The 22440-nt window shown below is 73.3% G+C and carries 17 protein-coding genes; 14 read left to right on the top strand and 3 right to left on the bottom strand.

Annotated elements, in window-relative coordinates:
* Positions 1-32 precede the first annotated feature (32 nt).
* The 13 genes from ACI791_RS12235 to ACI791_RS12175 all read left to right on the top strand — a co-directional run bounded on the left by ACI791_RS12235 (position 33) and on the right by ACI791_RS12175 (position 16933).
* A complete protein-coding gene (locus ACI791_RS12235; protein WP_347058070.1) occupies positions 33-1364 on the top strand; it encodes an NADH-quinone oxidoreductase subunit D in 1332 nt (443 codons plus the stop codon).
* On the top strand, positions 1361-2476 hold the full coding sequence (gene nuoE / locus ACI791_RS12230) for an NADH-quinone oxidoreductase subunit NuoE (protein WP_456586279.1): 1116 nt from the start codon (positions 1361-1363) through the stop codon (positions 2474-2476). Before ACI791_RS12235 ends, nuoE begins: the two co-directional genes overlap by 4 nt.
* Before the next feature lie 3 nt (positions 2477-2479).
* Positions 2480-3808, top strand: a complete 1329-nt coding sequence (gene nuoF / locus ACI791_RS12225) for an NADH-quinone oxidoreductase subunit NuoF (protein ID WP_347058068.1) — start codon at positions 2480-2482, stop codon at positions 3806-3808.
* Positions 3805-6300, top strand: coding sequence for an NADH-quinone oxidoreductase subunit G (locus ACI791_RS12220; protein ID WP_456586278.1), 2496 nt, complete (start codon positions 3805-3807; stop codon positions 6298-6300). The genes nuoF and ACI791_RS12220 overlap by 4 nt, the downstream gene beginning before the upstream one ends.
* A complete protein-coding gene (gene nuoH / locus ACI791_RS12215; protein ID WP_456586277.1) occupies positions 6297-7784 on the top strand; it encodes an NADH-quinone oxidoreductase subunit NuoH in 1488 nt (495 codons plus the stop codon). The genes ACI791_RS12220 and nuoH overlap by 4 nt, the downstream gene beginning before the upstream one ends.
* A complete protein-coding gene (nuoI, locus tag ACI791_RS12210) occupies positions 7777-8391 on the top strand; it encodes an NADH-quinone oxidoreductase subunit NuoI (RefSeq protein WP_456586276.1) in 615 nt (204 codons plus the stop codon). The genes nuoH and nuoI overlap by 8 nt, the downstream gene beginning before the upstream one ends.
* Positions 8388-9245 (top strand): NADH-quinone oxidoreductase subunit J, encoded by an 858-nt coding sequence (locus ACI791_RS12205; protein WP_456586275.1) that lies wholly within the window; start codon positions 8388-8390, stop codon positions 9243-9245. Before nuoI ends, ACI791_RS12205 begins: the two co-directional genes overlap by 4 nt.
* A complete protein-coding gene (nuoK, locus tag ACI791_RS12200) occupies positions 9242-9541 on the top strand; it encodes an NADH-quinone oxidoreductase subunit NuoK (RefSeq protein WP_347058063.1) in 300 nt (99 codons plus the stop codon). Before ACI791_RS12205 ends, nuoK begins: the two co-directional genes overlap by 4 nt.
* A 16-nt stretch (positions 9542-9557) precedes the next feature.
* Positions 9558-11453, top strand: coding sequence for an NADH-quinone oxidoreductase subunit L (nuoL, locus tag ACI791_RS12195; RefSeq protein ID WP_456586274.1), 1896 nt, complete (start codon positions 9558-9560; stop codon positions 11451-11453).
* Between the two features lie 40 nt (positions 11454-11493).
* Positions 11494-13110, top strand: coding sequence for an NADH-quinone oxidoreductase subunit M (locus ACI791_RS12190; protein ID WP_456586273.1), 1617 nt, complete (start codon positions 11494-11496; stop codon positions 13108-13110).
* Entirely contained in the window at positions 13107-14645 is a 1539-nt protein-coding gene (gene nuoN / locus ACI791_RS12185; protein ID WP_456586272.1) for an NADH-quinone oxidoreductase subunit NuoN, read from the top strand. Before ACI791_RS12190 ends, nuoN begins: the two co-directional genes overlap by 4 nt.
* The gene (locus ACI791_RS12180) at positions 14645-15700 is read left to right on the top strand and encodes a polyprenyl synthetase family protein (RefSeq protein ID WP_347058059.1); all 1056 of its coding nucleotides are present in this window, start codon (positions 14645-14647) and stop codon (positions 15698-15700) included. The genes nuoN and ACI791_RS12180 overlap by 1 nt, the downstream gene beginning before the upstream one ends.
* A gap of 102 nt (positions 15701-15802) precedes the next feature.
* Complete coding sequence (locus ACI791_RS12175; RefSeq protein ID WP_456586271.1) at positions 15803-16933, top strand: PQQ-dependent sugar dehydrogenase; 1131 nt, start codon at positions 15803-15805, stop codon at positions 16931-16933.
* Here the strand turns inward: ACI791_RS12175 and ACI791_RS12170 are convergent.
* Positions 16917-17603 (bottom strand): pyridoxamine 5'-phosphate oxidase family protein, encoded by a 687-nt coding sequence (locus ACI791_RS12170; protein WP_456586270.1) that lies wholly within the window; start codon positions 17601-17603, stop codon positions 16917-16919. The genes ACI791_RS12175 and ACI791_RS12170 overlap by 17 nt on opposite strands.
* An 82-nt stretch (positions 17604-17685) precedes the next feature.
* Here ACI791_RS12170 and pdxR point away from each other — a divergent pair, with 82 nt between their 5' ends.
* A complete protein-coding gene (pdxR, locus tag ACI791_RS12165; protein WP_456586269.1) occupies positions 17686-19188 on the top strand; it encodes a MocR-like pyridoxine biosynthesis transcription factor PdxR in 1503 nt (500 codons plus the stop codon).
* A 3-nt stretch (positions 19189-19191) separates the two neighbouring features.
* On the opposite strand, the gene ACI791_RS12160 is transcribed toward pdxR, so the two are convergent.
* Both ACI791_RS12160 and ACI791_RS12155 read right to left on the bottom strand, forming a co-directional pair.
* Positions 19192-20286: a 2-oxoacid:ferredoxin oxidoreductase subunit beta gene (locus ACI791_RS12160; RefSeq protein ID WP_456586268.1), complete on the bottom strand. Its 1095-nt coding sequence runs from the start codon at positions 20284-20286 to the stop codon at positions 19192-19194.
* Positions 20283-22250 carry a 2-oxoacid:acceptor oxidoreductase subunit alpha gene (locus ACI791_RS12155; RefSeq protein WP_456586267.1) on the bottom strand — a complete coding sequence of 656 codons (1968 nt, stop codon included), beginning with the start codon at positions 22248-22250 and terminating at the stop codon, positions 20283-20285. The genes ACI791_RS12160 and ACI791_RS12155 overlap by 4 nt, the downstream gene beginning before the upstream one ends.
* Positions 22251-22440 lie beyond the last annotated feature (190 nt).

The following is a 22440-nucleotide window of genomic DNA, read 5'->3' as shown; positions in this document are numbered from 1 at the left end:
GAAGGCACGAGTTCCCCCGCGGAGCGGCGACGATGAGCACCACCTACAACCCTGCCGACCCCTACGCCGGGTCACGCGAGACCACCGAGGGCCGCGTCTACACCGTGACCGGTGGGGACTGGGACCTCACGCTCGGCGCGGACCCGCACGGCGAGGAGCGCCTCGTCGTCAACATGGGCCCGCAGCACCCGTCCACGCACGGCGTGCTGCGGCTGGTCCTCGACCTCGAGGGCGAGACGGTGACCAAGGCGCGGGTGGTCATCGGCTACCTGCACACCGGCATCGAGAAGAACACCGAGTACCGCAACTGGGTGCAGGGCACCACGTTCGTGACCCGCATGGACTACCTCGCCCCGCTGTTCAACGAGGCCGGCTACTGCATGGCGGTGGAGAAGCTGCTGGGCGTGGAGATCCCGCAGCGGGCGGCCACCATCCGGGTGCTGGTGATGGAGCTCAACCGGATCGCCTCGCACCTGGTCGCGCTGGCCACGTTCGGCATGGAGATGGGTGCCCTCACGGGCATGACCAACGGCTTCCGCGAGCGCGAGATGGTCCTCGACCTGCTCGAGGAGATCACCGGCCTGCGGATGAACCACGCCTACATCCGGCCCGGCGGCCTGGCGCAGGACCTGCCCGAGGGCGCGGTCGAGCACATCCGCGAGTTCCTGGCGGTCATGCCGGCGCGGGTGGCCGACTTCCACCGGCTCCTCACCGGCCAGCCGATCTGGCAGGCCCGGCTCAAGGACGCCGGCTACCTGGACCTGACCGGTTGCGTGGCGCTCGGCGTCACCGGGCCGATCCTGCGCGCCACCGGCCTGGCGTGGGACCTGCGCAAGGTCGAGCCCTACCTCGGTTACGACACCTACGACTTCGAGGTGCCGACCGCGGACACCTGCGACGCCTGGGGCCGGTACCTGGTGCGCATGGCCGAGGTGAACGAGTCGCTGAAGCTCATCGGCCAGGCGCTGGACCGGCTCGAGCCCGGGCCGGTGATGGTCGAGGACAAGAAGATCGCCTGGCCCGCGCAGCTCTCGCTCGGGCCCGACGGGATGGGCAACTCCCTCGACCACGTCCGGCACATCATGGGCCAGTCGATGGAGGCCCTGATCCACCACTTCAAGCTGGTCACCGAGGGCTTCCGGGTGCCCGCCGGCCAGGTGTACGTGCCGATCGAGTCACCGCGCGGCGAGCTCGGCTACCACGTGGTCAGCGACGGCAGCACCCGCCCGTGGCGCGTCCACGTGCGCGACCCCAGCTTCGTGAACCTGCAGGCCACCGCGGCGATGAGCGAGGGCGGCATGATCGCCGACGTCATCGCCGCGATCGCCTCGATCGACCCGGTCATGGGGGGCGTCGACAGATGAGCGCACTGCCAGGCAGCCCGGAGGCCACGGCGGTCACCGGGCTCGACTCGAGCCCGGTCGACTCCGCGGCCCTCGCCGAGGTCCCGCCGCTGACCGAGCAGGCCCGCGTCGAGGCGCGGGAGATCATCGCCCGCTACCCGGTGGCCCGGTCGGCGCTGCTGCCGATGCTGCACCTGGTGCAGAGCTACCAGGGCTACGTCACCCCCGAGGGCGTCGCGCTGTGCGCCGAGGAGCTGGGGCTGACCAAGGCCGAGGTCGGCGCGGTCGCGACCTTCTACACCATGTACAAGCGCCGGCCGACCGGGCGGCACCTCGTCAGCGTCTGCACCAACACGCTGTGCGCCGTCCTCGGCGGGCAGCGGATCATGGACGCCCTGTCGGCGGATCTCGGCGTGCACCACGACGAGACCGCCGCCGACGGCTCGATCACCCTCGAGCACGCCGAGTGCCTCGCCGCCTGCGACTACGCGCCGGTGGTCACCGTCGACTACGAGTTCTACGACCAGCAGGACGTCGAGAGCGCCCGCGAGCTGGTGGCGGCGCTGCGCCGGGGCGAGAAGCCGGCGCCCACCCGAGGCGCCCCGCTCACCGACTTCCGGGGGATCTCCCGCCAGCTGGCGGGGTTCTCCCAGTACCCGGACGCCGCCGCGGCGGCCGCCGCCGTCGACGCCCCGGGGTCCTACGAGCCGACGCTGCGCGGGCTGCGGCTGGCCGCCGAACGCGGCGAGTCCGCGCCGCCGATGCGCGGCCCCGAGCCGGAGCCGGTCCCCGACGCTGCAGAAGGACCCCGTCCTCCCCACCCTTCGCAAGCTCAGGGCGGGCCCCGGGACGGGGCCGGGGAGACGGTCCGCCCCTCGGGCCGCACCGGGGAGACGCCGGGCAAGGAGGCCGCCGACGCGCGCGTCGCCGCGGCCGACACCCCGGCGGAGAAGGCCGGCGCAGCGCAAGCCCACCCCGACGAGGGCACGGAGTACGGCCGCGGGCGGCCGCCCGGCGGCCTCGACGCCAGCGGCACCGACACCCCGGCGGCGAGCGAACCGGCAGGCGGCTACCAGGGGCCCGGGACCGGGCGCACCGTCGAAGGCCGTACCCCGCCGAAGCGGAGGAAGTGAGCCATGCCCCTCACCCCCGTCCTCACCACCCGCTGGGGCGCCGAGCACTCGTGGCGGCTGTCCACCTACGAGCGGCTCGACGGCTACTCGGCGTTGCGCACGGCGTTGTCGATGCAGCCCGACGAGCTGGTCACCCTGGTCAAGGACTCCGGCCTGCGCGGCCGCGGCGGCGCCGGTTTCCCCACCGGCATGAAGTGGAGCTTCATCCCGCAGCCCAAGCCGGGGGAGGAGCCCACCGGCCCGGCGGCGATGCCCAAGTACCTCGTGGTCAACGCCGACGAGGGCGAGCCGGGCACCTGCAAGGACCTGCCGCTGATGATGGCCGACCCGCACTCGCTGATCGAGGGCGTGATCATCTCGTCCTACGCGATCCGGTCGAAGCTGGCCGTCATCTACGTCCGCGGCGAGGCGGTGCACGCCCACCGGCGGCTGATGAACGCGGTGGGCGAGGCCTACGCCGCCGGCTACCTCGGCACCGACATCCTCGGCTCCGGCTACGACCTGGAGCTGATCGTGCACGCCGGCGCCGGCGCGTACATCTGCGGCGAGGAGACCGCGCTGCTCGACTCGCTCGAGGGCTACCGCGGTCAGCCCCGGCTCAAGCCGCCGTTCCCCGCGGTCGCCGGCCTGTACGGCGCCCCGACCGTCATCAACAACGTCGAGACCCTGGCCAGCGTGCCGTTCGTCGTCCGCGGCGGCGCCGAGTGGTTCAAGGCCTTCGGCCCCGAGAGGTCGCCCGGGCCGAAGATCTACTCGTTGTCGGGCCGGGTGGTGCGGCCGGGCCAGTACGAGGCCCCCATGGGTACGACGATGCGCGAGCTGCTGGAGATGGCCGGGGGGGTCCGGCCTGGTCACCAGCTGAAGTTCTGGACACCGGGCGGCTCGTCGACGCCGTACTTCACCCCCGAGCACCTCGACGTCCCGCTGGACTTCGACTCCGTCGCCGCCGCGGGCTCCATGCTCGGCACCACCGCGCTGATGGTGTTCGACGAGACCGACTCGATCGTCGAGGCGACCCTGCGGTTCACCGAGTTCTACGCCCACGAGAGCTGCGGCAAGTGCACCCCCTGCCGCGAGGGCACCTACTGGCTGGTGCAGATCCTCGAACGGATCGCGCACGGCCGGGGCACCGCGCAGGACCTCGACATCTTGGTCGACACCTGCGACAACATCCTCGGCCGCTCGTTCTGCGCCCTCGGTGACGGCGCCACCAGCTGCATCACCAGCTCGCTGAAGTACTTCAAGGACGACTACGTCGCCCTGCTGCCGCCCGAGGAGCAGGCCCGGCTGGGCCGCAACCTTCGCATCGAGCCCGTGGGAGTGGCGTCATGACACTCACCCCGACCAATCCGCCCCCCGCCGCCGCGGTGCCCCCCGGCGCGCCGGGCCCGCACACCCCGCCGGACGCCGTCCACTGCACCATCGACGGCTTCGACGTCGCCGTCCCGAAGGGCACGCTCATCATCCGGGCGGCCGAGCAGGTCGGCGTCTTCATCCCACGGTTCTGCGACCACCCGCTGCTCGAGCCGGTCGGCGCCTGCCGGCAGTGCCTGGTCGAGGTCGAGGGCCAGCGCAAGCCGGTCGCCTCCTGCACCATGCCGGTCACCGACGGCATGGCGATCAAGAGCCAGCTGTCCAGCCCGGTCGCCGACAAGGCGCAGCAGGGCACGATGGAGCTGCTGCTGATCAACCACCCGCTCGACTGCCCCACCTGCGACAAGGGCGGCGAGTGCCCCCTGCAGAACCAGGCGATGGGCCACGGGCGCACCGAGAGCCGGTTCGTCGACGAGAAGCGGACCTATCCCAAGCCGCTGCCGATCAGCAGCGAGATCCTGCTCGACCGCGAGCGCTGCGTGCTGTGCGCCCGCTGCACCCGGTTCTCCCAGCAGGTCGCCGGCGACCCGTTCATCGAGCTGTTCGAGCGCGGCGCGCTGGAGCAGGTGGCCATCTACGAGGACGAGCCCTTCGAGTCCTACTTCTCCGGCAACACCACCCAGATCTGCCCGGTCGGCGCCCTCACCAGTGCCCAGTACCGCTTCCGCGCGCGCCCCTTCGACCTGCGCAGCGAGGCGAGCGTCTGCGAGCACTGCGCCTCCGGCTGCGCGATGCGCAGCGACTACCGGCGCGGCAAGGTCACCCGGCGGCAGGCCGGGGAGGACCCGGCGGTCAACGAGGAGTGGACCTGCGACAAGGGCCGCTACGCGTTCCGGTACGCCACGTCGAACGAGCGGCTGACCACCCCGATGGTCCGGGGGGGCGACGGCCTGCTGCACCCCGCGTCCTGGCCGGAGGCGTGGGCCACGGCCGCCGTCGGCCTGCTGCGGGCGCGGGCCGAGGGCGGTGTCGGCGTCCTCCCCGGTGGCCGGCTCACGCTCGAGGACGCCTACGCCTGGGCTGCCTTCGCCCGGGTGGCACTGGGCACCAACGACGTCGACGCCCGGGCCCGGGCGCACTCGGCCGAGGAGCTGGCCTTCCTGGCGGCCACCGTCGCCGGCACCGGACCGGCGACCGGCGCCGTCACCTACGACGACGTCGGCTCCGCGCCCGCGGTGCTGCTCGCCGGCCTGGAGCCGGAGGAGGAGTCCCCGATCCTGTTCCTGCGGCTGCGCCGGGCGGTGCGGACCGGCGGCCTCGCGGTCTTCGACCTGGCCCCCTTCGGCACCCGCGCGGCGGAGAAGCTGCAGGCCACCGTGCTCACCACGTTCCCCGGTGCCGAGGCCCGCTCCCTGCAGGCCCTCGCCGAGGGCAGCTGGGGCGGCCCCGCCGTCGAGGCGCTGCGCCGGCCGGGCGCCGTCGTCCTCGCCGGCGAGCGCCTGGCCGAGGTCCCCGGCGCCTTCACGGCACTGCTGGAGCTGTCGCGGGCCACCGGCGCCCGGCTGGCCTGGGTGCCGCGCCGCGCCGGTGAGCGCGGCGCCGTCGAGGCCGGCGCACTGCCGACGCTGCTGCCCGGCGGCCGCGCCGTCGACGACCCCGCCGCCCGCGCCGAGGTGGCCGCGTTGTGGGGCATCGACCCCGCGGCCGTGCCCGCCGCCCCCGGCCGAGACGTCACCGGCATCCTGACCGCCGCCCGCGCCGGGCGGCTGCCCGGGCTGCTCGTCGGTGGCGTCGACCCGGCCGACCTGCCCGACCCCGCCCTGGCCCGGGCGGCGCTGGACGCCGCGGCGTTCGTCGTCAGCCTGGAGATGTTCCCGAGCGAGGTCACCGAGCGCGCCGACGTCGTCCTGCCGGTCGCCGCCGCATCGGAGAAGTCGGGGAGCTACCTCGACTGGGAGGGCCGGCTGCGGCCCTTCGACGCCACCCTGCACAACACGGGTCGGCTGCCCGACGGGCGGGTGCTGCACGGACTGGCCGACGAGATGGACGTCGACCTGCGCCTGCCCACCCCCGAGGTCGCCCGAGCCGCGCTGGCCGCCCTGGGCGCCCGCCGGTCCGCCGCCGAGGGCCAGGCGCCGGCCGTCGCGCCACCGGCCGCGCCCGTGCTGCGCGACGACGAGGCGGTGCTCGCGTCGTGGCGCCAGCTGCTCGACGTCGGCACGCTGCAGCGGGAGGAGCCCGAGCTCGCCGGTACCGCCCGGCGCCCGGTCGCCCGCATCGGCGCCGAGGCCGCTGCCCGGCTGGGCCTCGTCGACGGCGACCGGCTCACCGTCAGCGGGTCCACCGGCTCCATCAGCCTGCCGGTGCAGATCACCCCGATGCCCGACCACGTGGTCTGGGTGCCGATGCGGTCGCCCGGCAGCGAGATCCGGACGGCGCTGGGCGCCGGGCCCGGGAGCGTCGTGCGGCTGGCCCGCACGAGCGCCGACGCCGGGGAGAGCGTGCGATGAGCGTGTGGGCGGCTGCGGCCGACCAGCCGACGCTGGCGGACTTCGGCAACGACGTCTGGTGGATCGTCGTGATCAAGGTCGTCGGCGTCTTCGCGGTGCTGGTGCTCATGACGTTGTTCGCGATCGTGTTCGAGCGCAAGGTCGTCGCGCGGATGCAGCAGCGGATCGGGCCCAACCGGGTCGGTCCGCGCGGCTACCTGCAGAGCCTCGCCGACGGGCTGAAGCTCGCGTTCAAGGAAGACATCATGCCCGCGCTCGCGGACAAGCCGGTGTACTTCCTGGCCCCGGTGATCGCCACCATCCCGGCGTTCGTCGCGTTCTCCGTCATCCCGATGGGCCCGGTCGTGAGCATCTTCGGCCAGCAGACGCCGCTGCAGCTCACCGATGCCCCGATCGGGGTGCTGATCATCCTGGCGATGTCCGCGATGGGCATCTACGGCATCGTGCTGGGCGGCTGGGCCTCCGGATCCACGTACCCGCTGCTGGGCAGCCTGCGCAGCGCGGCCCAGATGATCAGCTACGAGATCGCGATGGGGCTGTCGCTGGTCGCGGTGTTCCTCTACGCGGGGACGATGTCCACGTCGGGGATCGTCGCAGCCCAGGCCGACGGGTCCGAGCTCTCCTTCTTCGGCTGGGAGTTCACCGGGCCGAGCTGGTACGTCGTCCTGCTCCCGGTCTCCTTCGTGATCTACGCGATCGCCGTCGTCGGTGAGACCAACCGTGCGCCGTTCGACCTGCCCGAGGCCGAGAGCGAGCTGGTGGGTGGCTTCCACACGGAGTACTCGTCGTTGAAGTTCGCCCTGTTCTTCCTGGCCGAGTACATCAACATGGTCACCGTCTCGGCGCTGGCCGCGACGCTCTTCCTCGGTGGGTGGCGGGCACCGTGGCCGATCTCCGTCTGGGACGGCGCCAACAGCGGCTGGTGGCCGCTGCTGTGGTTCTTCCTCAAGGTCGTCGCCGCGCTGTTCGTCTTCATCTGGCTGCGCGGCACCCTGCCCCGGCTCCGCTACGACCAGTTCATGCGGTTCGGCTGGAAGGTGCTGGTCCCGGTGTCGCTGGTGTGGATCCTCGTCGTCGCCACGATGCGGACCGTGTCCCGCGAGGCCGGCCTGTCCGCCGGTGAGGTGGCGCTCTACGTGGGGCTGCCCATCGCGCTGGTCCTGCTGGGAGGCCTCTGGCTCGCCGGCCGGGCGAGCCAGCGCGACACCCGGCTGGCCGCGGTCGAGGCCGCCGCCGGCTCGAACCACCCGACGAGCACCGAGCCCGAGGTCCTGCCCCCGGCCGGCGCACGCCGCCGGCCGGCCGGCGGCCCCATCCGGGCCGAGGGCGGCTTCCCGGTCCCGCCCATGGACCTGCGGGTCCCGCCGTCGCCACGGCTGCGGCGGCAGCCGGTGAGCACCGCCGGTGAACCGGTGCCCGGAGCAGTCGTCGGCACCGGCCGGCGCGGCGCCACCAGCACTTCGGAGGAGGACGGCGATGTCTGAGCGCAGCAAGCCGGGCGAGCAGGACCTGGTGCGGCGGTCCGCGGGCGAGGTCGAGCGCTCTCCGGAGGGCGGCCGGAAGCGGCCGGCGGTCCGCGACGGGCTGCTGCCCGCCGCCGTCCAGGGGTTCGGCGTCACCTTCGCCCAGATCTTCCGCACGGTGACCACCGAGCAGTACCCGTTCGAGCCCAAGGTGACCAAGCCGCGCTACCACGGCCGGCACGTGCTCAACCGGCACCCCGACGGCCTGGAGAAGTGCGTCGGCTGCGAGCTGTGCGCGTGGGCCTGCCCGGCCGACGCGATCTACGTGGAGGGCGGCGACAACACCGAGGACGCCCGCTTCTCGCCCGGTGAGCGGTACGGCGCGGTGTACCAGATCAACTACCTGCGGTGCATCTTCTGCGGGCTGTGCATCGAGGCCTGCCCGACGCGGTCGCTGACGATGAGCAACGACTTCGAGCTGGCCGACGACAACCGGCGCGACCTGATCTACACCAAGGAGCAGCTCATGGCTCCGCTGCTGCCCGGCATGGAGGCCACGCCACACCCGATGCGGCTCGGCGACGACGAGAAGGACTACTACGTGCGCGAGCCGGAGCCCCGCCCGTGACCCCGGAGACGGCCGGTGTCGTCATCGGCACCGGCGAGGCGGTCATCTTCTGGATCCTCGGGCCGGTCGCCCTCGCCGGGGCGCTGGGCATGGTGCTCAGCCGCAACGCGGTGCACTCCGCGCTGTGGCTGGTGCTGACCATGCTCTCCCTCGGTGTCTTCTACGTGGTGCAGGAGGCGCCCTTCCTGGGCGCGGTCCAGGTGATCGTCTACACCGGGGCGATCATGATCCTGTTCCTGTTCGTGCTGATGCTGGTCGGGCGGGACTCCTCCGACTCGGTGGTCGAGACGCTGCGCGGCCAGCGGGTCGCGGCGCTCGCGCTGGGCGCCGGCTTCGCCGCCCTGGTCGGCGCCGGCATCGCCCGGGCCACCCAAGACCTGCCCGTCGCCGGTCTCGAGGCCGTGCAGGGCGGGGTGGGCGGCCCCTCGTCCGGCAACGTGGAAGCGGTCGCCGGGCTGCTCTACACCCGCTACCTGCTGGCCTTCGAGGTCACCGGTGCGCTGCTGATCGTCGCCGCGGTCGGTGCGCTGCTGCTCACCCACGTGGAGCGGGAACCGGGCAGCCGGCAGACGCAGAAGGAGCGGTCCCGGGCCCGCTTCCTCACCGACCGGCCGCAGACCCTGCCGGGGCCGGGTGTGCACGCCCGCGCCACCTCCGTGGCCGCGCCGGCGCTGCTGCCCGACGGCAGCCTCGCCGAGGACAGCTTCGCCACCGGTATCGAGCCGCAGCAGGTCGAGCAGATGCCCCGCCCGACCGGCCGGGAGCAGCTCGGCTCCCCGGACGCCGCGCTCGGCTCCCTCGACCCCACGCTCAGCGACACCCCGGGCGGGCGGACGGGAGACGAGCACCGGTGAGCGTCTCCTACTACCTGGTGCTGGCGGCCATCCTCTTCACCATCGGCGCCGTCGGCGTCCTCGTGCGGCGCAACGCGATCGTCGTCTTCATGTGCATCGAGCTGATGCTCAACGCGGTCAACCTGACGCTGATCACCTTCGCCCGGTCCACCGGGACCGTCGACGGCCAGATCATCGCGCTGTTCGTCATGGTCGTCGCCGCCGCCGAGGTGGTCGTGGGTCTCGCCATCATCATGTCGATCTACCGGACCCGCCGGTCCGCCTCGGTCGACGACGCCAACCTGCTGAAGTACTGACCGGGACGGGGTTGCAGTGCCTGCTGAAGGGCTCCTCGCCGCCTCCTGGCTGCTGATCGCGCTGCCGCTGGCCGGTGCCGCGGTGCTGCTGCTGGGTGGCCGGCGCACCGACCGCTGGGGTCACCTGCTGGGGACGGCGACGGTCGTGGCGGCTTTCGTCCTCGCCGTGGCGTGCACCGTGCAGCTGGCCGGCCTCGACGAGCGCGCCGCAGACGTCGAGCTGTTCACCTTCGTCGCGACCGGCGAGCTCGACGTCACCGCCGGGCTGCTCTACGACCCGCTGTCGGCGGTGTTCGTGCTGCTGATCACCGGTGTCGGCTCGCTGATCCACGTCTACTCGATCGGCTACATGGCGCACGACCCCGCACGCCGCCGCTTCTTCGCCTACCTGAACCTCTTCGTCGCGGCGATGCTGCTGCTGGTGCTCGGCAACAGCTTCGTGGCGCTCTACGTGGGCTGGGAGGGCGTCGGCCTGGCGTCCTACCTGCTCATCGCCTTCTGGTACACCCGCCCGGCCGCGGCCACCGCGGCGAAGAAGGCGTTCATCATGAACCGGGTCGGCGACGTCGGCCTGGCGCTGGCGATCTTCGTGATGTTCGCCCAGCTGGGGACGACGTCCTACGCCGGCGTCTTCGGGTCGGTGGGCACCCTGGCCGGCGGCACGATCACCGCCATCGGCCTGCTCCTGCTGCTGGGTGCCTGCGGCAAATCCGGCCAGTTCCCGCTGCAGGCGTGGCTGCCCGACGCGATGGAGGGGCCCACGCCCGTCTCCGCGCTCATCCACGCCGCCACGATGGTCACCGCGGGCGTGTACCTGATCGCCCGCTCCGCGCCGATCTACGACCTGACGCCTACGGCGCGGGCCGTGGTCCTCGCGGTCGGCGCCCTGACCCTGCTGATCGGCGCGATCGCCGGGTGTGCCTACGACGACATCAAGAAGGTGCTGGCCTACTCGACGGTCAGCCAGATCGGCTACATGTTCCTGGCCGTCGGGCTCGGCCCGGCCGGCTACGTCGCGGGGCTGGCGCACCTGCTCGCGCACGGCTTCTTCAAAGCCGGCCTCTTCCTCGGCGCCGGGTCGGTCATGCACGCGATGGACGACTCGGTGGACATGCGCCGGTTCGGCGCGCTGTGGAGGAAGCTGCCGGTCACCTTCGTCACCTTCGGGCTGGGCTACCTGGCGCTGATCGGCTTCCCCTTCCTCTCGGGGTACTTCACCAAGGACGCGATCATCGAGGCGGCGCTGGACCGCGACGACGTCTGGGGGTGGGTCCTGGGCGGCGTGATGGTCCTCGGCGCGGGGCTGACCGCCTTCTACATGACGCGGCTGATGCTCATGACGTTCTTCGGCCGGGCCCGGTGGGACGACGGCGTCCACCCGCACGAGTCGCCGTCGATCATGACCGCGCCGATGATCGTGCTGGCGTTCGGCTCGGTGTTCGCCGGCGCCCTGCTCGTGGCGGTCTTCCCGCTCTCGGGCTGGCTCGAGCCGGTCTTCGGCGAGCCGGCGGAGGCCGCGCACGTGGTGGCGCCGGCCGTCGTCGGGCTCGTGGTCACGCTCGTCGCCTTCGCCGGTGTCGCGCTCGCCTGGCTGTTCGTCGGTCGCCGGGAGGTGCCGCTCACCGCCCCGGTGCGGGTCTCGCCCGTCACGCGGGCGGCCCGCCAGGCCCTCTACGCCGACGCGGTCAACGAGTCGCTGTTCATGCGCCCGGGGCAGTGGCTCACCCGCGCGCTCGTGTGGGTCGACAACCGCGGCGTCGACGGCGCGGTCAACGGCCTGGCCGCCGGGCTCGGCGGCTCGTCCGCCCGGCTCGGCCGCACGCAGACCGGCTTCGTGCGCACCTACGCGCTCGGGATGCTCGGCGGCGCGGTCGTGGTGGCCGGCGCCCTCCTGGCGGTGACGGCCGGATGAACCGGCAGACCCCACCCCTCCTCGGAAAGGGAACCGACCAGTGAGCGACTTCCCCTGGCTGCTGGCGATGATCGCCGTGCCGGCCGTCGGTGCCGCGGCGGTCGCCGCCCTGCCGCGTGGCCGGGAGCTGCTCGCCAAGCAGGTCGCGCTCGGCGTCAGCCTCGTCGTCCTGCTGCTCGCGGTGCTCACCACGGTGGCCTTCGACGCCGGCGGCGAGCGGTTCCAGCTGACGACGGCGGTGTCCTGGATCCCCGATTTCGGCTCCGAGTTCGCCCTCGGGGTCGACGGCATCGCGCTGGTGATGCTTCTGCTCATCGGCGTGCTCGTGCCCCTGGTGATCGGCGCCTCCTGGCACGAGGCCGACGCCGGGCCCCGCCCGGCCCGGGTCTTCTTCGCCTGGCTGCTGCTGCTCGAGGCGATGATGGTCGGCGTCTTCGCCGCCACCGACGTGCTGCTCTTCTACGTCTTCTTCGAGGCGATGCTGGTTCCGATGTACTTCCTGATCGGCAGCTTCGGCGGGCCGCGCCGGCAGTACGCGGCCGTCAAGTTCTTCGTCTACAGCCTGGTCGGCGGGTTGGTCATGCTCGCCTCGGTCATCGGGCTGTACGTGGTGAGCACCAGCCAGCTGGGGGAGGGCACTTTCGCCTTCGACGCGCTCCGGCAGCTGGACATCGACCCCGACGTGCAGAAGCTGCTCTTCCTGGGCTTCTTCGTCGCCTTCGCCATCAAGGCGCCGCTGGTGCCCTTCCACACCTGGCTGCCCGACTCCGGCGCCGAGGCCCCGATCGGCGGAGCGGTGCTGCTGGTCGGCGTGCTCGACAAGGTGGGCACGTTCGGCTTCCTGCGCTACTGCCTGCCGCTGTTCCCCGACGCCTCCCGTGACCTGGCGCCGTTCGTGCTGGTCCTGGCGGTCGTCGGGATCCTGTACGCCGCGCTGCTGGCCATGGGGCAGAGCGACATGAAGAGGCTGGTGTCCTACACGTCGATCTCGCACTTCGGGTTCATCGCGCTGGGCATCTTCGCCTTCACCACCGAGGCGGCCACCGGCGCGGTGCTCTACATGGTCAACCACGGCATCGCGACGGGGCTGCTGTTCCTCGTCGTCGGCATGCTGATCAGCCGGGGCGGCTCCCGCCAGATCGGGGACTACGGCGGCGTCGCGGCGAAGGCTCCGCTGCTGGCCGGCGCCTTCCTGGTCGCCGGCCTGGCTTCCCTGGCGCTGCCGGGTACCAACAGCTTCGTCAGCGAGTTCCTCGTGCTGATCGGCTCGTTCCCCGAGCGGCCGGTGTTCACGATCCTCGCGACGGTCGGCATCATCCTGGCCGCGCTCTACGTGCTGCTGATGTACCAGCGCACCATGCACGGGCCGGCCCGGGGCGTCCTGCTGCCCGACGTGCACGGTGGCGACCCCGCACCGGGCACCGAGCCCGCCCGGGGTGGTGCGTCGGCGGCCACCGCGACGGTGACCGCGCCGGCTCCTGCGCGCGGCCGGTCGCGGTTCGCCGACCTCAGCCGGCGGGAGCTCGCCGTCGTGGCGCCGCTGGTCGCGCTGATCATCGGCCTGGGGGTCTACCCGCAGCCGCTGATCGACCTCATCGAACCCGCCGTCGTCGCCACCCTCGGCGACCTGGGTGCCCCCGGAGGGACCGACCGATGATCGAGGCGCCCGACTTCGACTTCGCCGCGCTGGCGCCGCTGCTGCTCGTCCTCGGTGCGGCCTGCATCGGCGTCCTGGTGGAGGCGTTCGCCCCACGCAGGCTCCGGCACCCCCTGCAGGTGGGGCTCGCGCTCGCCGGCACCGCAGGCGCGTTCCTCGCCACCCTGCTCCTCGCCGGCGCTCGGCAGGTCACCGCCGGCGGCGCGCTGGCCGTCGACGGCGCGGCACTGTTCCTGCAGGCCACGATCGCCGGCCTGGGCGCGCTGTCGATCCTGCTGTTCGCCGAGCGGGCGCTGGACCCGGCGCGGTCGGCGTTCGTCGTCAGCGCCGCCGTTCCGGCGGGCAGCCCGCGGGACCGGGAGCTCGCCACGGTGCCGGAGGTGCAGACCGAGGTCTACCCCCTCGCGAGCTTCGCCATCGGCGGCATGATGCTCTTCGTCGCCTCGAACGACCTGCTGGTCATGTTCGTGGCGCTGGAGGTGCTCAGCCTGCCGCTGTACCTGATCAGCGGGATGGCGCGGCGGCGTCGGCTGCTGTCCCAGGAAGCGGCGGTCAAGTACTTCCTGCTGGGCGCCTTCGCCTCGGCCTTCTTCCTCTACGGGCTGGCGCTGGTCTACGGCGCCACCGGCAGCGTCCGCCTGAGCGACATCCGCGAGGCGGCGACCGCCGACGCCGGCGGCGTGCTGCTGGTCCTGGGGCTCGCCCTGCTGATCGTGGGCCTGCTGTTCAAGGCCAGCGTCGCGCCGTTCCACTCCTGGACGCCCGACGTCTACCAGGGCGCCCCGACGCCGGTCACCGCCTTCATGGCCGCGTGCACGAAGGTCGCGGCGTTCGGCGCCATCCTGCGGCTGCTGTACGTCGCGTTCGGCACCGCCGAGTGGACCTGGCGGCCGCTGGTCTACGCCGCCGCCATCGCGTCGATGGTGGTGGGCGCGATCCTCGGCCTCACCCAGACCGACCTCAAGCGGATGCTCGCCTACTCCTCGGTCGCCCACGCCGGCTTCCTGCTCACCGGCGTCATCGGCCTCGGCGCCGACGGCGGCGGCTCCGGTCTCGCGGCCACGATGTTCTACCTGCTCACCTACGGGCTCACCACGCTCGGCGCCTTCGCCGTCCTGACGCTCGTGCGCGACGGCGACGGGGAGGCGAGCCACCTGTCGCAGTGGGCGGGCCTCGGGGCGCGGTCCCCGCTGACCGCGGCGGTGATGACGTTGTTCCTGCTGGCGCTGGCCGGCATCCCGCTCACCGCCGGCTTCACCGGAAAGTTCGCCGTCTTCCGGGCCGCGATCGAGCAGGGCGCCTGGCCGCTGGTCGTCGTGGCGCTGCTGGCGAGCGCGGTCGCCGCCTTCTTCTACCTTCGGGTGATCGTGCTGATGTACTTCTCCGAGCCGGTCGCCGACGGGCCCACGGTCGGCGTTCCGGGGGTGCCCACGACGCTCGTGCTCGCGGTGACGGCCACCGGCACCCTGGTGCTCGGCATCCTCCCCGGGGCGGTGCTCGCCCTCGCCGAGCAGGCGGCTATCTTCGTCGGTTGATGACCGGAGCCCGTGCCGCAGTCGACGGCACTCCCACCGAGGCCTGGCACCGGATCTCCACCCCGGCGTCGACCATCGGCCCCTGGCTGCCCGAGGGCGAGCTCGGGGAAGCGCTGGCCGATGGGCTCGCCCGGGTCGAGTCGGAGCTGGCCCGGGCGGTGGGCAGCGAGCACCCGTTCGTGCGGGAGGCGGCCGGTCACCTGATGGCCGCCGGGGGCAAGCGGTTCCGCCCGATGCTGGCGCTGCTGGCCGCCCAGCTCGGCGACCCGGCTGCTCCGGAGGTGACCCGGGGCGCGGTGGTGTGCGAGCTCACCCACCTCGCGACGCTCTACCACGACGACGTCATGGACGAGGCCGCCGTCCGCCGGGGGGCGCCCAGCGCCAACAGCCGGTGGAGCAACAGCATCGCGATCCTCACCGGCGACCTGCTCTTCGCCCGGGCGTCGGACATCCTGGCCGACCTCGGGCCCGAGGCCGTGCGGATCCAGGCCCGCACCTTCGAGCGGCTGGTCACCGGGCAGATCAAGGAGACCGTCGGCGCCCAGCCCGGCGAGGACGCGATCGCCCACTACCTCGACGTGCTGGCGGACAAGACCGGCTCGCTGGTGGCGACGTCGGCCCGCTTCGGCGCTGCCTTCGCCGGTGTGGACGCCGGCCTGGTCGCCGCTCTCACCGAGTTCGGCGAGGAGGTCGGGGTCGCCTTCCAGATCTCCGACGACCTGATCGACATCATCAGCCGCGACGGCGTCTCCGGGAAGTTGCCCGGCACCGATCTTCGCGAGGGCATCGCCACGCTGCCGGTGCTCTTCGCGCTGGCCGGTGACGACCCCGCGGAGGCCCGGCTGCGCGAGCTGGTGGCCGGCCCCGTCACCGACGACGCCCAGCACGCCGAGGCGCTGGCGTTGCTGCGGTCCTCCCGGTCGCTCGAGCGGGCCACCGAGGTGCTGCGCCAGTACGCCGACCGGGCGCGGGCCCGGCTGGACGCCGTTCCCGAGGGGGCCGTCCGGGACGCCCTGTCCGCCCTCTGCGGCTACGTGGTGATCCGCACCAGCTGACACCCTCACCCGGAACTGTCCCGGGCTCGTGGTCGTGGCCGATGTCCCCTGTCCCGGCCGCGGCGGGAGGCAGCCTGCAGTGGCCGGCGCCATGCTGGGTAGGTGCGCTCCCTCCCCGTCCTGCTGGCCGCGGCCCTCCTGACGGCCGGCTGCTCCGGGGCAGAGAGCGACGCCGGGTTGCGCCCGGCCGGGCCGTCCGTCCTGACCGGCACGCCCACGGGCGCACCGGAGTTGGACGTCGAGGTGCTCGCCGAGGGGCTGGACCACCCGTGGGACGTCGTCCAGGCGCCGGACGGCACCCTGCTGGTCGACGAGCGGGCCGGAGGCTTCACCGCCGTCCTGCCCGACGGCACCGCCCAGCAGGTCCGGGCGGACCTCGGCGACCTCCGCGCCCTCGGCGAGACCGGCCTCATGGGGCTGGCCCTGGACCCCGCGTTCGAGGCGAACCGCCGCCTCTACAGCTGCCAGGGTGCCACCTCCGGCGAGATCCAGGTGGTGGCCTGGACCGTGGCCGGGGACTGGTCCGCCCTCACCCGGGCCGACGACCCCCTGGTCGGCGGGCTGCCGCTCAACGAGCGCAGCGGCCGGCACGGCGGGTGCCGGCTGGAGTTCGCCCCTGACGGCGCCCTGCTGATCGGCACCGGCGACACCGCCGCCGGCACGGTGCCGCAGGACCCCGGCTCGCTCGGCGGCAAGGTGCTGCGCGCCGATCCGGCCACCGGGGAGGTCACCGTCTGGACCAGCGGGCACCGCAACGTGCAGGGCCTGGCCGTCCGCCCCGGCAGCGGGCAGGTCTACGCCGTCGAGCACGGTCCGGACCGGGACGACGAGGTGAACCTCCTGCGCGAGGGCGGGAACTACGGCTGGAACCCCGACGGCGGCGGCTCCTACGACGAGAGCGTCCCGATGACCGATCCGTCGATCCCCGGCGCCGTCCCGGGCGTCTGGGCCTCGGGGCAGCCCACCCTGGCCACCAGCGGCGCGACCTTCGTGAGCGGCGACGAGTGGGGCGCCTACGACGGACTGCTGCTCGTCGCCCTGCTCAAGGACCGGGGCGTGCTGGCGCTGCGGCTCGACGACGAGGGCGTCCTGACCGAGCAGTTCCAGGTGCCGCCGCTCGACGACGCCCACGGGCGGATCCGCACCGTCCAGCAGGGCGCCGACGGCGCGCTGTACGCCGTCACCGACAACGGCGACGACGACCGGCTGCTCCGGATCACGCCGGAGAGCTGAACCGCCGGTCGCGCACCCGCGCCGGGACCCCCACCCCCCCGGGGAGCAGCGGGCAGGGCTCCGGCTCCCCGGCCACCGTGCGCAGCGGCAGCACCCCCGCCCACACCGGGTCGGCGACCCCGGGGCCCGCCAGGTCGCGCTCGTCGTCGCCCGGCGGACCGGTGCGGAGCTTCACGCTCGCCTCGGCCAGGTCCAGAGCGAGCACCGCGGTCGCAGCCAGCTCCTTGCGGTCGGGGAGGCGGGCCGCTGTCCAGGAGCCGGGGGCCAGGTGTTCGGTGAGCACCCGGAGGCCGAGCAGCCGCTCGTCGGGGTCCTCGACCAGGCGGGCCCGGCCGTGCACGACGGCGCAGCGGTAGTTGACCGAGTGGTGGAAGGCCGAGCGGGCGTACACGATGGCGTCCAGGAGGGTGACGGTGAAGCACACCGGCGCGCCGGCCCCGGCGGCCCGGAGCGTCGCGGCCCCCGTGGAGCCGTGCAGGTACAGGGTGTTCCCGTTCCGGCCGTAGCCCGTGGGCAGCACGACGGGAGCGCCGCCGAGGTCGACGCCCAGGTGGCCGATCAGTCCGGCATCGAGCACCGTGTGGAGGTCGGCGCGGTCGGTCCGGGCGCGCTTCGCGCCCCGGCGCACAGTGCTGCGGTCGGTGGGGGAGAGCGGGGCGGGAGCGTCCATGCCGTCGATCCTGCGGGGCGCGGTGGCCTTCCGGAACGGCCAATACGCTAGCTTCCCGACAGGCCACCGGGTGAGGAGGAGCGTGACCGGCGTCCCGCCCCTGCTGCTCGACCGCGCGTCGGGCACCCCGCTGTCGGTGCAGCTCGCCGACGCGCTGCGGGCCGCCGCCGCCGAGGGAACCCTGCGCCCCGGTGACCGGCTGCCGTCGACGCGCGAGCTCGCGGGTGCACTGCGGGTCAGCCGGACCGTGACGGCCGCCGCCTACGACCAGCTGCTGGCCGAGGGCTGGGCCGGTGGGCGCCGGGGTGTGGGCACCTTCGTGCTCGGTGCCGCACCGTCGTCCCCGCCCGCGCGGGTGTGCCCGTCGCCCGCGGGGCCGGCGGATCCCGCGCTGGTCGACCTGCGGGCCGGCTCGCCCTGCCTGGAAGTGCTGGACCGGGCGGTGTGGCGGCGCGCCTGGCGTGCCGCCGGTGACGTGCCGCCCGACCTCCGGCCGGACGCCGCGGGCGACCCCGCCTTCCGGTCGGTGGTGAGCGAGCACCTGCTCCGCCACCGCGGGCTCGTGGCGACGGCCGACGACGTGCTCGCGACCGGCGGCACCTCGGCCGCGGTGGGTGAGGTGGCGCGCACGCTGCCGCCGGGCAGTCGGGTGGCCGTGGAGGATCCCGGCTACCAGCGAGCCGGAGGCGCGCTCCGGGACGCGGGGCTGGCGGTCGTCCCGGCCCCCGTCGATGACGACGGCCTGGTCGTCGACGCGCTGCCCGCCGGTCTGGCGGCGGTCTACTGCACGCCGGCGCACCAGTACCCGCTCGGCCGGCGGATGTCCGCCGTGCGGCGGCAGGCGCTGGTCGCCCGGGCACGAGCTGAGGGCTGGTGGGTGCTCGAGGACGACTACGACGGGGAGCTGCGCTACGACGTCGCCCCGCTGCCCCTGCTGGGGGCGCTGGGACCCGACGTCGTGGTCCACCTGGGCACGACGAGCAAGATCCTCAGCCCGACGCTCGGCGTCGGCTGGCTGGTGGCTCCGGCGGCGCTGCGCGCCGAGCTGCTGGCCCGCCGCACGGCTACGGGCACCCGGCCGGCGCGGGCCGGGCAGCGGGTGCTCGCCGCGCTCGCGTCCTCCGGTGACCTGGCCCGCCACCTGCGCCGGCTGCGCCGGGAGCTGTCGGGACGGCGGGAGGACGTCCGGGCCGTGGTGGCCGCGGCCGGTCTCGTCGCCGAGGGTGACCCGGCCGGTGCGCACGTGCTGGTGCCCGTTCCGGACGTCGCCGTGGAGGAGGCGGTCCTGGTGGCCGCCGCCCGACGGGGGATCGCCCTGGACGGTCTCGGCCGCCACCACCTGGACGGCGCGCACCGACGGGCGGGTCTGGTGCTCGGCTTCGCCGCCCCGGACCGGGCCGAGCTGGACCGGGTGCTGCCCCTGCTGACCGGCGTGCTCCGGGAGGTGACCGGGAACGACCGCGGGGGGGGGCGGCGCCCCCGCCGGGGGGGCCGGGGGGGGCGGCGGGCCGCCAGCCCTCCGGCTCCCGCCCCCCATGGGCCCGCCTCCCCCGAGGGGAGACGGGCCCGCGACGGCCTGGCCTGACGGCTACGCCTGGACCTCCCACGTGTCGCCGCCGGCCAGCAGCTCGTCGAGGTCGCCGGGGCCCTGGAGCCGCGCCTCGTGGAGCTGCTCGGCCATCATCGACTCGTAGGACGGCTTGCGCACCGACCGGAAGACGCCCATCGGCGAGTAGCGGAGGTCCTGGGAGGACAGCCGCGACAGGGCGAAGGCGTAGGACGGGTCCTCGCGGGTGGCGTCGTGCACCACGATCTCGCTCGCCTCGACCTGGTTGGTCTCGGCGATCCGCAGACCCCCGAAGTCGTCGCGGACCACGCAGGAGGCGCCGTCCGGACCGAACACGAGCGGCTTGCCGTGCTCCAGCGGGATCGTCCACATCGGGCCCGTGGACGGGTCCTTCAACAGGTCGAATGCACCGTCGTTGAAGATGTTGCAGTTCTGGTAGATCTCCACCAGCGCGGTGCCCTGGTGCTCGGCGGCCTGCCGCAGCACCTCGGTGAGCCCCTTGCGGTCGGAGTCCATCGCCCGGCCCACGAAGGTGGCGTCGGCGCCGATGGCCAGCGACACGGGGTTGAACGGGTGGTCCAGCGAGCCCATCGGCGTGGACTTGGTGACCTTGCCGACCTCGGAGGTGGGCGAGTACTGGCCCTTGGTCAGCCCGTAGATCCGGTTGTTGAACAGCAGGATCGTCATGTTGACGTTCCGCCGCAGCGCGTGGATCAGGTGGTTGCCGCCGATGGAGAGGGCGTCGCCGTCGCCGGTGACGACCCAGACCGACAGGTCGGGTCGCGAGGCGGCCAGGCCGGTGGCGATCGCCGGGGCGCGGCCGTGGATCGAGTGCATCCCGTAGGTGTTCATGTAGTACGGGAAGCGCGACGAGCACCCGATGCCCGAGACGATGACCATGTCCTCGCGGGCGATGCCGAGGCTCGGCAGGAAGCTCTGGACGGCGTTGAGGATGACGTAGTCACCGCAGCCGGGGCACCAGCGGACCTCCTGGTCGGTCTTGAAGTCCTTGCCCTTGAGCTCGGTCTGCTTGGGACCGTGCTGCTCGAGCGAGCGGGCGATGGCGGCGTCGATCGGGGTCGGCGCGTCCGGCATGCCGAGTTCGACGGTGGTCACTGCAGTGCTCCGTTCAGGGATGCGGTGGTGCTGTCGATGGCGTCCTGGATCACCGCGGCCAGTTCGGCCGCGCGGAAGGGCAATCCGCGCACCTGGGTGTGGCTCTGCACGTCGACCAGGTACTTCGCGCGCAGGAGCAGGGCCAGCTGCCCGAGGTTCATCTCCGGGCAGATCACCCGGTCGTACCTGGCCAGGACCTCGCCGAGGTCGGCCGGGAACGGGTTGATGTGCCGCAGGTGGAGCTGGGCCACCTTCCGGCCGGAGCTCCGGATCCGCCGGCAGGCGGCGCCGATCGGGCCGTAGGTGGAGCCCCACCCGATGACGGCGACGCGCGCGTCGCCGTCGGGGTCGTCGACGTCGGTGGCCGGGATCGACGCGGCGATGCCGTCGATCTTCGCCTGCCGGGTGCGGGTCATGAAGTCGTGGTTGGCCGGGTCGTAGGAGATGTTGCCGGTCTTGTCGGCCTTCTCCAGCCCGCCGATCCGGTGCTGCATGCCCGCGGTGCCCGGGATGGCCCAGGCGCGCGCCAGGGTCTCGGGGTCGCGCAGGTAGGGGAGGAACTCACCGTCCTCGCCGTTGGGCTCGGTGGCGAACGCCACCGACCCGGTGAGGTCGGGCAGCGCGTCGGCGTCCGGGATCGCCCACGGCTCGGCGCCGTTGGCGAGGTAGCCGTCCGACAGCAGCATGACCGGCGTCCGGTAGGTGAGCGCCATCCGCGCCGCCTCCACGGCGGCGTCGAAGCAGTCACCGGGGGAGCGCGGGGCGATGACCGGGATCGGTGCCTCGCCGTTGCGGCCGAACATCGCCTGCAGCAGGTCCGACTGCTCGGTCTTCGTCGGCAGGCCGGTGGAGGGGCCACCGCGCTGGACGTCGACGATGACCAGCGGCAGCTCGGTCATGACCGCGAGGCCGATGGTCTCGGCCTTGAGCGCCACGCCGGGGCCCGACGTCGTCGTGATGCCCAGTGCGCCGCCGAACGAGGCGCCGAGGGCCGCACCGATGCCGGCGATCTCGTCCTCGGCCTGGAAGGTGCGCACGCCGAACGCCTTGTGCCGGGACAGCTCGTGGAGGATGTCCGACGCCGGGGTGATCGGGTAGGCGCCGAGGAACACCGGCAGCCCGGAGCGCTGGCCGGCGGCCACCAGCCCGAGAGCGAGCGCCTGGTTGCCCGAGATGTTCCGGTAGCGGCCCGGCTTCATCGGGGCCGGCTTGATCTCGTAGGAGACGGCGAACGCCTCGGTGGTGTCGCCGTAGTTGTAGCCGGCGCGGAACGCGGCGATGTTGGCCGCGGCGATCTCCGGCTTGCGGCGGAACTGGCGCTCGAGGAAGCGGATCGTCCCCTCGGTGGGCCGGTGGTACATCCACGACAGCAGGCCGAGGGTGAACATGTTCTTGCTGCGCTCGGCCTCCTTCTTCCCCAGGCCGGAGTCGGCGAGCGCCTCGAGGGTCATCGACGTCAGCGGGACGCTGACGGTCTGCCACCCCTCCAGCGAGCCGTCCTCCAGCGGGCTGGTGGCGTAGCCGACCTTGGCCAGGTTGCGCGGCGTGAACTCGTCGGAGTCGACGATCAGCAGCCCACCACCGGGCAGCTCGCCGAGGTTGGCCTTGAGCGCGGCCGGGTTCATCGCCACGAGCACGTCCGGGGCGTCGCCCGGCGTCATGACGTCGTGATCGGCGAACTGCAGCTGGAAGGAGCTGACACCCGGCAGCGTCCCCGTCGGCGCCCGGATCTCGGCGGGGAAGTTCGGCAGCGTCTTCAGGTCGTTGCCGAACGACGCCGTCTCACTGGTGAACCGGTTGCCGGTCAGCTGCATGCCGTCGCCGGAGTCACCGGCCAGCCGGATGACGACGCGGTCGAGCTCCACGACGCTCTTGACGAGCCCGCCGGGGGCCGAGCTGGACACCGTGGTGGCCAGGGCGCCGTTCGAGTCCGACGGCGCGATGGTCGGGTTGGGGCCAGTCATGAGCGGTCTACCTCCACCGGGCGAGGTTACGTGCGTGTGTCGGCGCTCGGGATGTGCAACCGGACACGCTGCAGCGGCGACGATTTCACCGCGTTCACGGGGCACAACGGCGCCGGGTGCTCCGTCATTCCACCGGGGGCGCGGGTCGCCCACCGGGAACGGGGGCCCGACGGACGACGTTGGAGCGGAC

The sequence above is a fragment of the Blastococcus sp. SYSU DS0973 genome (assembly GCF_054051055.1).
Note: the sequence above shows the minus strand (reverse complement) of the source record. Positions and strands in the feature narration are given on the sequence as shown.